Source organism: Streptomyces sp. NPDC059740 (assembly GCF_042733155.1).
GTDB lineage: Bacteria > Actinomycetota > Actinomycetes > Streptomycetales > Streptomycetaceae > Streptomyces.
Genome location: NZ_JBHWGP010000029.1, coordinates 83,252 through 91,241 on the forward strand (window position 1 = coordinate 83,252; position 7,990 = coordinate 91,241).

Below are 7,990 nucleotides of genomic sequence, written 5' to 3' on the forward strand. Positions count from 1 at the left end.
ACCGGGTGGGCGATACTGGGTTCGAACCAGTGACCTCTTCGGTGTGAACGAAGCGCTCTCCCACTGAGCTAATCGCCCGGTGTGTCTGCGGGGTGTCCCGCGAACGACGTGAACAATACAGCCCGCGCGACCGGACCTCCAAATTCCTTCCGGCCTCGCCCTCCCCCGCCGCCCCGCGCGGCTCAGCCACCCGCCAGCCGGCGCGCCAGGCCCCGGTGCCCGGCGCGCATCATCGCCGCGTGGTTGAGCGAGAAGAGGGGCCGCCCGGGCAGCGCGAGCCACCGCAGCAGGGGGCGGGTCACGCTCACCTCCTGGTGGTAGACGGCGACCGTCCCCTGCCCCCGGGCCTCGATGCGCCAGCGGGCCTCCCCCACCATGTCCCCGGTCAGAGCGGCCTCCAGGACGCCGGCCCCGGGGTCGCGCCGGCGCTCCACGAGTTCGACCACCAGCTCGTACGGCAGGAAGGAGCGGATGTGGAGGACGCCGCCGCCCGCCTCGCTCCGCTCGGCCCGCCGCACCTGCGGCCACCAGCCCGGGTAGTCCTCCACACGCTCCAGCTCCCGGTAGACGACGGCCGGCGGGGCGGCCAGCGGCCACCTCGCGTCGAAGCAGTAGCGGTGCAGGGCGGGGCGGTGGGACATGCGCCCAGTGTGCCGGGGGACGCGCCCTGCGGTGGGAAAAGAACCGGAGCCCGCAGACCTGGTCTGCGGGCTCCGGTACGGGGTGGGCGATACTGGGTTCGAACCAGTGACCTCTTCGGTGTGAACGAAGCGCTCTTCCGCTGAGCTAATCGCCCCCGTGCGACGACAACATTACCGCAAGTCAGGGGCGGTCATGACCACCCCTGGGCAGGGGCGGCCCGGAAGCCCGCGGTCCTCGCCCGCCGGACCGGCCGGCCACTGCGCGCAGCGCCCCTCAGCCCGCCAGTTTCCACGGGGCCGTGAACCCGTAGCGCATCAGGTAGACCACCACCGCGGCGACGACCACGGCCACCACCAGGCCGGTGAGGACCAGGTTGCGGCGCCGCACCCGCGGGTCCATCGCACGGTGGGTGGCCTCGGTGACCTTCCGCCTGGTCCAGCGCAGCACCAGCTGGGCCCAGACGAACTCGGTCGCCCAGATCGCCAGGCCGGCGAAGATGACCAGCCAGCCCGGTCCGGGCAGCGGCAGGAGGAAGACGCCGCCCACCACGACGGCGAGGCCGACGACGAAGACCCCCACCTGCCAGGTGAGGTGCAGGGGGCGGGAGCGCTTGACGAACGAGGGTGCGCGCGAACCCAGGCCCTCTCGCGAGGACTCCTGGGACGGCTCCCCCGCCGACGTGGCACCGCCCTCGCTCACCCCGCGCTCGCCGTCACCCTCCGTGGTCATGATCTCAACCTACCGGACAATTCACCCGTCACCAGAATGGACGCGGCGGAGAATACTCCGCTGGGCCGTACGAGGTATCCGAAGCCCCTCAAAACCCTCGAAGGGGTTTACAACGGCACCGGAAGTGGCATGTCGATTTCGCCGACGTGCGAATCCCCGAGCGCACACTGAGCGAAAGGCCCTGGCGCTTATGAACACCACGGTCAGCTGCGAGCTGCACCTGCGCCTCGTTGTGTCGAGCGAGTCGTCACTGCCTGTACCCGCGGGCCTGCGGTACGACACGGCCGATCCCTACGCCGTGCACGCCACCTTCCACACCGGAGCCGAGGAGACGGTCGAGTGGGTCTTCGCCCGTGACCTCCTCGCCGAGGGGCTGCACCGGCCCACCGGTACCGGCGACGTCCGCGTATGGCCGTCCCGGAGCCACGGACAGGGCGTCGTCTGCATCGCCCTGAGCTCCCCTGAGGGCGAGGCCCTCCTGGAGGCCCCCGCCCGCGCCCTGGAGTCGTTCCTGAAGCGGACCGACGCAGCCGTCCCCCCCGGAACCGAGCACCGACACTTCGACCTCGACACCGAGCTCTCCCACATCCTCGCGGAGAGCTGACGGAGGAAGCGCAGTCCCACACCCGCAACCCACGCTCACGTTCCGCGCCAGTCCGACTCGGGGAGACTTCCGCGGACCGACAACCCCCACACCGCACACCGCGACGCCGCCCTCCGCACACCATGCGGGAGGCGGCGTCGCGGCGTGCGGGCGGGCGGTGCCCGGCGGCCGGCGGTGAGTGGACCAGGGCGGGCAGGACCTACAGTCGTCGCTCAACGAGGATCCGGAGCCGCCGCGGCTCCCCCAGTCCCGGGAGCGAACACCGTGATGATCAACCACGACAGCCGGGCCGCACTCGACATGGTCACCGCGCTGCTGAACACGGCGCCCGGCGACGGCTCGGCCGACTCCCTGTGCGACGTCGGCGCGCTGGCGCGGTTCGTCGACGCGCAGCGGGTCAGCGACGTGCCGGCACTCACTGTGGACGACCTGGCGGCGGTGAAGGCGGTGCGCTCCCGGTTCGCCGAGGTCTTCGCCGCCCCCGACGACCGTACGGCGGCCGGGCTCCTCAACACGCTGGTAGCCGCGGCCGGCACCACCCCGCGCCTGACCGACCACGGGGGCTACCCCTGGCACGTGCACTACTTCGCGCCGGGCGCCGCGGTCGCCGACCACGTGGCTGCGGACGGCGGCATGGCCCTCGCCTTCCTGGTGGTGGCCGGCGAGCGGGAGCGCCTGCGCAGGTGCGCCGCGCCGGACTGCGCCCATGCCTTCGTCGACCTCTCCCGCAACCGCTCCCGGCGCTACTGCTCCAGCCGGACCTGCGGCAACCGGCAGCACGTCGCGGCGTACCGGGCGCGGCGCAGGGTGGGCGAGGGCTGACGGCGCCGGCGACCCGCCGCCCGGCCCCGGGCGCAGAGCCGGGTCCCCGCTCCGCCCGGACGGGGCCGGGGCGCGGCCCGGTCACAGCAGCAGCAGGTCATGGGTGGCCCCCAGCAGCAGCAGGAGGCCGATGACGGCGAGGAAGAGCATCAGGGGCGGCTGGGACAGGGCGAAAAGGCACCCTCGGCCGCTCGGCTCCGGCGGCACGGGGGTGGACACGTCGTCTCGGGGCAGGGCGCACTCGTCGTTCATCTCGGGCCGATGATCGCGCAGACCGCCGCGCCCCCCGGCCCGAGAGGCCGTTCACCGGCCCTGATTCATCAGATCCCGTGCTTTTTGAGAATCGCCTCGATGTCCGAGAGGTCCTCCTTGGGGGTGGCATCGGAGGTGGCTGCGGGACGCGAGCCGGTGTGCCCCTGCGGCAGCGGCGGCGAAGCGGGGGACGAGCCCGCCGCGGCGCGGTCGGCCGAGCGTGCCGCGGCCCGCCGCTCCCGGCGGCCGGTACGGCGGGAACGCCGTTCGGCCACCCGTCCGAGGAGGAAGAGGAGCGCGGAGAGGGCCAGTACCCCGAAACCGGCCCAGACCTGCGGGTTCAGAGCCAGGTTCTCGATCCAGTCGGTCACCCCGGTCATCACCAGGCCCAGGGGGATCAGCGCGAACGCCGCGATGCGTACCGCGGCCAGGAACCGGCGACGGTAGGCCGTCACCACGGCGATGCCCAGGCCCGCCGCGGTCAGCGCGGCACAAACGGTGGAGGTCAGCATGTCCGTCCTTCCCACGGTGGAGCACCGCACGGCTGCCACCTGCCCGCGGCGGCCTGCCGCGCCCGGCCGGGCCGGCGCTCCTCTTCCATGCTGCCCCTTCGGTGCACGGAACGGCCACGGCTCACGCCGTACCTGAGGGAGATGTCCGGGTCGCCTCCTCCCCAGGTGCCGGTGGGAGCGCCGGCGGACCGGAAGCACCCGGCAGGACCCGGGCGCCGCACCGGACGCCCCGGGCCTGGAAGACTGGGCCCATGAACGACGCCACGACCCCCGCCGCCCCCGCCGTCCTCGAGGTGTGGTGCGAACTCCAGTGCCCGGACTGCCACGCCGCGCTCGGCGACCTGCGGGCCCTGCGCGAGCGGTACGGCGACCGCCTGGAGATCAGGCTGCGCCACTTCCCGCTCGCCAAGCACCACCACGCCTACGCCGCGGCCCAGGCCGCCGAGGAGGCCCTGGACCAGGGGGTCGGCTGGCCGTTCGTCGAGGCTGTACTGGACCGCGTGGAGGAGCTGGGACGACGGGGCGAACCGGTGCTGCTGGAGGTCGCGGCGGAGCTGGGCCTGGACGCGGACGAGATGGACACCGCGCTGGTCGACGGCCGCCACCTGCTGGCCGTCGACGCCGACCAGGCGGAGGGGAAGGCCATCGGCGTGACGGGCACCCCGACCTACGTCGTCGGCGGGCGGCGGCTGGACGGCGGCACGTCCCAGGCGGGGCTGCGGGAGTTGATCGAGGAGATCGTCGACGGGCTGCCCGCCCGAGGGCCTTCGGACGCCTGAGGGGTCACGCCGGGCCGGGTCCCGTGGCGGGTCCGGCCGGTGCCCCGCCAAAAGCCACCCGGCCGGTCACAGCAGCGGCTTGACCCACTCCACCAGGACCGGCCGGTAGCCGAGCGAGTCGTACAGGGAGCGGGCCGCGGGGTTGTGGGCGAAGACGTTGAGGCCCAGCCGGTCCAGTCCGGCGTCCAGGCAGAGCGTCTCCGCGACCGCCATCAGGGTCCGGCCGTGCCCCTCACCGCGCCGCTCGGCCCTGACCACCACGTCGTAGACGTAGCCGCAGGGGGCCTCGGCGTCCTGCGGCTCCGCCTCCGCCCCGAGCGCGCGGGGCCGGTCCGGGCTGCGCAGCGCCACCCAGACGGTGCCGACCTCCACTCCCTCGTGGCGCAGCACCCGCAGGTGGTGGCCCTCGGTGGCGCGGCCCTCGGGCAGGAGCGCGCGGTGGGAGAGTTCGGCCCGGGAGCGGGCCGCGGCCTGCGGGGTGCCGGCGTCCGCCAGTGACTGGGTGAAGCTCTCGACCGCCGCCGCCGACCAGTGGGCGAACTCCTGCTCGGTCAGCTCCTCCGCCGTGCTGCCGGGCGGCAGGGCGGGACGCTCGCCGAGGTCCTTGACCATGACGCTGCTCCACTCCTGGTAGCCGAGCGTCCGGGCCAGCGCTCCCGCCGGGCCCGCCCCGGCCTCGGCGGAGAGCGCGACCCGGCTCTCCCGGCAGTCCCAGCCGCGCAGCACCTCCTCGGCCGCCAGGGCCGCGACGGTCCCCCGGCCCCGGCCGCGGTCTGCCTCCCCGATCTCCAGCCAGGAGATCCGTCCGACGCCGACGCCGGCCCGCGCGTCGGCCGACACGCCCAGGTCTCCGACGGGACGACCGTTGACGCAGACGGCGAAGCGGCGGCCCACGCCCCCGTGGGCCAGCGGCTCTTCGGGCCCCAGCGGGCGCAGAGTGGTGGTCACCGCCCCGTTCTACCCGGTCGGCGGCGCCACGTCACCCGTTCGCCGGGGACGACCGTCCCGGACGGGTGCCGCAGCGCCGGACGGATGCCTCAGCGGGGGTCGGGGTCCGCTGCGGAGCGCTCCTCGAAGACGCGCATGGCCTCGGCGGTCACCGGGCCCGGGGCGTCGCCGAGGCTGCGGCCGTCCAGCACCGTCACGGCCTGCACGTCGCGCAGCGAGGAGGTCAGGAAGACCTCCTCGGCCTCGGCGAGGACCGAGAAGGGCAGGTCGGACTCCTTCGCCCCGGCCCACTCCAGCACCAGGGCGCGGGTGATCCCCGCCAGGCAGCCCGAGTGCAGCGGCGGGGTGTGGAGTTCACCGTCCAGGACGACGAAGACGTTGGTGCCGGTGCCCTCGCACAGCGCCCCCACGGTGTTGGCCAGCAGCGCCTCGGACGCCTGCTGTGCGTGCGCACGGGCGAGCGCGACGACGTTCTCGCCGTAGGAGGTCGACTTCAGGCCCGCCAGTGCGCCCCTCTCGTTGCGCGTCCAGGGCACCGTGACGGCGGCGGTGGTGCTGGGGCGGGGCGTGCTCTCGGCCAGGGCGACGACGAGGGTGCAGTGCTCACGGCCGCGTTCGGAGCCCAGCGGGGAGCGGCCACCGGTGTAGGTGATGCGCAGCCGGCCGAGCGGCATCGGGTTGTCCGCCAGCACGGCGGCGCAGGCGGCGCGGACCTCGTCCTGGTCGGGGTCGGCCAGGCCCAGGCCGCGGGCGGAACGCGTCAGGCGCTCCAGGTGACGGGTGAGGGCGAAGGGGCTGCCGTCGACGGCCTTCACCGTCTCGAAGACACCGTCGCCCACCGTCAGCCCGTGGTCGAACACCGACACCCTGGCGTCGTCGGCCTCGCGCAGCTTCCCGTCCAGCCAGATGCTCATCGTGGTCGTGCCTTCCCTGTGGTGACCTGGTCTCCCGACGCTACCCCGAGCAGCCGGGACGCCTTGAGCACCGTCTCGTCCCACTCGCGTTCCGGGTCCGACCCCCAGGTGATCCCCGCCCCGGTGCCGAACCGCAGCAACGGCCCGCCGGGGACGGACCTCTCGATCCAGAAGGTGCGGATGCCCACGGCGAGCACGCCGGTCCCGCGGTCCGCGTCCACCCACCCCACGGCGCCGCAGTACGGTCCGCGCGGGCCGGACTCCAGTGCGCGGATGAGGTGCAGGGCGGAGTGCTTGGGCGCGCCGGTGACCGAGCCGGGCGGGAAGGTCGAGGCGAGCAGCGCGGCCCAGCCCGCGCCGGGGGCGAGTTCACCGCGGACGGTGGAGACCAGGTGGACGAGCCCGGGGTGCGCCTCGACGGCGCACAGCGCGGGGACCGTGATCGACCCGGGGGCGCAGGCGCGGCCGAGGTCGTTGCGGACCAGGTCCACGATCATGACGTTCTCGGCATGGTCCTTCTCCAGCAGGTCGGCCGCGGTGCGGCCGGTGCCCTTGATGGGTCCCGACTCCACGGTGCGGCCGGTGCGGCGCAGGTAGAGCTCGGGCGAGGCGGTCGCGACCTCCACGCCGTGCGCGGGCAGCCGGACCGTGCCGCCGTGGGGGGCCGGGTTGCCCCGGCCCAGCAGCGTGGCCAGCGCGTCGACGTCGGCCTCGGCGGGGTCGGGCAGCGGTGCGCCGAGCACCCGGCAGAGGTTGGCCTGGTAGACCTCGCCCGCCGCGATGCGGTCCCGGATCCGGCGCACGCCCTCGACGTAGGCCTCGCGCTCCAGCGAGGAGGTCCAGGCCTCGGGCCGCGGGCCGCGCCAGCCCCGGGAGGGTGCGGGCGGTGCGGGGCGGACGTCGGCGAACCGGGCGCACACCAGGCGCCCCTCGAAGTCGGCCACCACCGCCCACCAGCCCCGGGAGTCGAGGGCGGCGGGATCGTCCGTGACGTCGCGCAGGCCGGTGGCGAGGAGGCCGTCGAACCGGGCCATGGGAGGAAGGAGCCGCGGGAACACCTGACCGATCCTACGGCGGGCCTGTGGTGGGCGCGGAGGGCGAACGGCAAGGACCCCTGGGTGACGGGCGGGCGGGCGCCGGCGGCCCTCCGGCGGGGGCTGCGGCAGGCGTCGAGGCAGCACGCTGCGTAAACGCGTTTTTGTACTGGCCCGCGAATCCGCTAGAGTTCAACACGTCGCCGGGACGGAACAACCCCGGAGACGGCACCGACCAGGTTGACCTGGGAGGGGCACTGCGGACGTGGCTCAGTTGGTAGAGCATCACCTTGCCAAGGTGAGGGTCGCGAGTTCGAATCTCGTCGTCCGCTCGATGTGGGGGTTTCCCTGCACCCCGCACTCCTGGTGGAGTGGCCGAGAGGCGAGGCAACGGCCTGCAAAGCCGTCTACACGGGTTCAAATCCCGTCTCCACCTCCAAGGACGATTAGCTCAGCGGGAGAGCGCTTCCCTGACACGGAAGAGGTCACTGGTTCAATCCCAGTATCGTCCACCGGAACCTTAGGGTTCCCCCGCGCGATTAGCTCAGCGGGAGAGCGCTTCCCTGACACGGAAGAGGTCACTGGTTCAATCCCAGTATCGCGCACGCACCGCCCGCCGCGGCTCGGTCGAGTCACGCGGCGGTCCCGAGGACGATTAGCTCAGCGGGAGAGCGCTTCCCTGACACGGAAGAGGTCACTGGTTCAATCCCAGTATCGTCCACACTGACGGCCGGTGGCCCGGAGTGATCCACTC

10 protein-coding genes and 7 tRNA genes are annotated in these 7,990 nt (G+C 73.6%); 8 read left to right on the forward strand and 9 right to left on the reverse strand.

Annotation, left to right across the window (positions count from 1 at the left end; all coding sequences use genetic code 11):
• Positions 1-6: 6 nt before the first annotated feature.
• The 4 genes from ACFV3R_RS26420 to ACFV3R_RS26435 form a co-directional block, all read right to left on the reverse strand.
• Positions 7-78, reverse strand: a tRNA-Val gene (locus ACFV3R_RS26420).
• Positions 79-182: 104 nt separating this feature from the next.
• Positions 183-641, reverse strand: coding sequence for an SRPBCC family protein (locus tag ACFV3R_RS26425; protein ID WP_385588134.1), 459 nt, complete (start codon positions 639-641; stop codon positions 183-185).
• Positions 642-724: 83 nt separating this feature from the next.
• Positions 725-796, reverse strand: a tRNA-Val gene (locus ACFV3R_RS26430).
• Between the two features lie 119 nt (positions 797-915).
• On the reverse strand, positions 916-1,371 hold the full coding sequence (locus ACFV3R_RS26435) for a TIGR02611 family protein (protein WP_385588137.1): 456 nt from the start codon (positions 1,369-1,371) through the stop codon (positions 916-918).
• A 190-nt stretch (positions 1,372-1,561) separates the two neighbouring features.
• Between ACFV3R_RS26435 and ACFV3R_RS26440 the strand changes: the two genes are divergently transcribed.
• On the forward strand, positions 1,562-1,975 hold the full coding sequence (locus tag ACFV3R_RS26440) for an SsgA family sporulation/cell division regulator (protein ID WP_003959770.1): 414 nt from the start codon (positions 1,562-1,564) through the stop codon (positions 1,973-1,975).
• 264 nt (positions 1,976-2,239) lie between these two features.
• Complete coding sequence (locus ACFV3R_RS26445; RefSeq protein WP_385588140.1) at positions 2,240-2,797, forward strand: CGNR zinc finger domain-containing protein; 558 nt, start codon at positions 2,240-2,242, stop codon at positions 2,795-2,797.
• An 81-nt stretch (positions 2,798-2,878) separates the two neighbouring features.
• Here ACFV3R_RS26445 and ACFV3R_RS26450 read toward each other — a convergent pair whose 3' ends face one another.
• Together ACFV3R_RS26450 and ACFV3R_RS26455 are read right to left on the reverse strand one after the other, a co-directional pair.
• Complete coding sequence (locus ACFV3R_RS26450) at positions 2,879-3,049, reverse strand: hypothetical protein (protein WP_385588143.1); 171 nt, start codon at positions 3,047-3,049, stop codon at positions 2,879-2,881.
• 68 nt (positions 3,050-3,117) lie between these two features.
• A complete protein-coding gene (locus tag ACFV3R_RS26455; protein ID WP_385588146.1) occupies positions 3,118-3,561 on the reverse strand; it encodes a hypothetical protein in 444 nt (147 codons plus the stop codon).
• 251 nt (positions 3,562-3,812) lie between these two features.
• Here ACFV3R_RS26455 and ACFV3R_RS26460 point away from each other — a divergent pair, with 251 nt between their 5' ends.
• Positions 3,813-4,340: a DsbA family protein gene (locus ACFV3R_RS26460; protein WP_385588149.1), complete on the forward strand. Its 528-nt coding sequence runs from the start codon at positions 3,813-3,815 to the stop codon at positions 4,338-4,340.
• 66 nt (positions 4,341-4,406) lie between these two features.
• Here the strand turns inward: ACFV3R_RS26460 and ACFV3R_RS26465 are convergent, their stop codons facing one another.
• The 3 genes from ACFV3R_RS26465 to ACFV3R_RS26475 form a co-directional block, all read right to left on the reverse strand.
• Positions 4,407-5,288: a GNAT family N-acetyltransferase gene (locus ACFV3R_RS26465; RefSeq protein WP_385588152.1), complete on the reverse strand. Its 882-nt coding sequence runs from the start codon at positions 5,286-5,288 to the stop codon at positions 4,407-4,409.
• 89 nt (positions 5,289-5,377) lie between these two features.
• Positions 5,378-6,202: an aminotransferase class IV gene (locus tag ACFV3R_RS26470; protein WP_385588155.1), complete on the reverse strand. Its 825-nt coding sequence runs from the start codon at positions 6,200-6,202 to the stop codon at positions 5,378-5,380.
• Positions 6,199-7,236: a chorismate-binding protein gene (locus tag ACFV3R_RS26475; RefSeq protein ID WP_385588158.1), complete on the reverse strand. Its 1,038-nt coding sequence runs from the start codon at positions 7,234-7,236 to the stop codon at positions 6,199-6,201. The genes ACFV3R_RS26470 and ACFV3R_RS26475 overlap by 4 nt, the downstream gene beginning before the upstream one ends.
• Positions 7,237-7,495: 259 nt before the next feature.
• Here ACFV3R_RS26475 and ACFV3R_RS26480 point away from each other — a divergent pair.
• The 5 genes from ACFV3R_RS26480 to ACFV3R_RS26500 all read left to right on the forward strand — a co-directional run bounded on the left by ACFV3R_RS26480 (position 7,496) and on the right by ACFV3R_RS26500 (position 7,957).
• Positions 7,496-7,568 (forward strand) — tRNA-Gly (locus tag ACFV3R_RS26480).
• 33 nt (positions 7,569-7,601) lie between these two features.
• Positions 7,602-7,675 (forward strand) — tRNA-Cys (locus tag ACFV3R_RS26485).
• 1 nt (position 7,676) lies between these two features.
• Positions 7,677-7,748, forward strand: a tRNA-Val gene (locus tag ACFV3R_RS26490).
• Between the two features lie 21 nt (positions 7,749-7,769).
• Positions 7,770-7,841 (forward strand) — tRNA-Val (locus ACFV3R_RS26495).
• A 44-nt stretch (positions 7,842-7,885) separates the two neighbouring features.
• A tRNA-Val gene (locus tag ACFV3R_RS26500) sits at positions 7,886-7,957 on the forward strand.
• The last annotated feature ends 33 nt before the right edge of the window (positions 7,958-7,990 follow it).

Coding starts and splice junctions, on each gene's coding strand:
- ACFV3R_RS26425 (WP_385588134.1), bottom strand. CDS start 641: ATGTCCCACCGCCCCGCCCTGCACCGCTACTGCTTCGACGCGAGGTGG.
- ACFV3R_RS26435 (WP_385588137.1), bottom strand. CDS start 1,371: ATGACCACGGAGGGTGACGGCGAGCGCGGGGTGAGCGAGGGCGGTGCC.
- ACFV3R_RS26440 (WP_003959770.1), top strand. CDS start 1,562: ATGAACACCACGGTCAGCTGCGAGCTGCACCTGCGCCTCGTTGTGTCG.
- ACFV3R_RS26450 (WP_385588143.1), bottom strand. CDS start 3,049: ATGAACGACGAGTGCGCCCTGCCCCGAGACGACGTGTCCACCCCCGTG.
- ACFV3R_RS26455 (WP_385588146.1), bottom strand. CDS start 3,561: ATGCTGACCTCCACCGTTTGTGCCGCGCTGACCGCGGCGGGCCTGGGC.
- ACFV3R_RS26460 (WP_385588149.1), top strand. CDS start 3,813: ATGAACGACGCCACGACCCCCGCCGCCCCCGCCGTCCTCGAGGTGTGG.
- ACFV3R_RS26470 (WP_385588155.1), bottom strand. CDS start 6,202: ATGAGCATCTGGCTGGACGGGAAGCTGCGCGAGGCCGACGACGCCAGG.
- ACFV3R_RS26475 (WP_385588158.1), bottom strand. CDS start 7,236: ATGGCCCGGTTCGACGGCCTCCTCGCCACCGGCCTGCGCGACGTCACG.